The organism is Sapientia aquatica, assembly GCF_004358105.1.
Lineage (GTDB): Bacteria > Pseudomonadota > Gammaproteobacteria > Burkholderiales > Burkholderiaceae_D > Solimicrobium > Solimicrobium aquaticum.
The window spans coordinates 1-685 of sequence record NZ_SMYL01000050.1; the positions used below are offsets into that span (position 1 = coordinate 1).

Sequence of the window (685 nt, forward strand, 5' to 3'; positions counted from 1 at the left end):
CCACAGGCCTACTCAACGGCCCCAGCGACGTGTGTGCCGCGGCATGTTCTGTCCACGTTCCTTTGGTTCCGCTTTTGATTCCGTTGGCACTCCATTCGGTGAAGCTGCCGCCGCCGTTGACCAGAACTTTGTTTTTGGCGGTGATGTGGATGGTGTCGGCCGTACTGGTGATGTTGAAGTCTTTGGCAGCCTCTAGCAGCATTGCATCGTTTTGTGCTTCGATGGTGACGTGACCGCTGGCGGCAACCAGACGGATACCGAGTTTATGCACAAATACCGAGAGGCCTTCTTTGACGGTGACAAATAGCGACTTGCCGACAGCAATGGAAGTATCTTTGCCGCTGGTAAGCGCCATATGTTCTCCGCTGCTAATGTGGGTTGATTGCGGCGTGCTAAAGGCGATACCGGCTGCACCGGAGAGAACTAAGTGGGGTTCGTTCAGCTCTGGGAATACGGTCGGCTCATGGCTGGGTGTGCCTTGAATCGCGCTGTTATCCTGCTTCAGCGTCTGGTGCACGGCGTTGGGTGTTTGTTGAGACAGATGTGCGCTGTATTGACGCGCCAAGTCCGTTAATTCCTCCTGCTGTTGCTGCGCTTGCTGTAACCGATCAATCGTCTCGTCCATATCGGTGATGTGATTTTGCGCATTGGGGCGGGCTTCGGTGGTGATGAGTAAGCCTTTGCC

1 protein-coding gene is annotated in these 685 nt (G+C 55.0%); it reads right to left on the reverse strand.

Annotation, left to right across the window (positions count from 1 at the left end):
* A partial coding sequence (locus tag E2I14_RS19200; RefSeq protein ID WP_133331557.1) for a DUF2345 domain-containing protein occupies window positions 1–685 on the reverse strand: 685 nt, incomplete at both ends.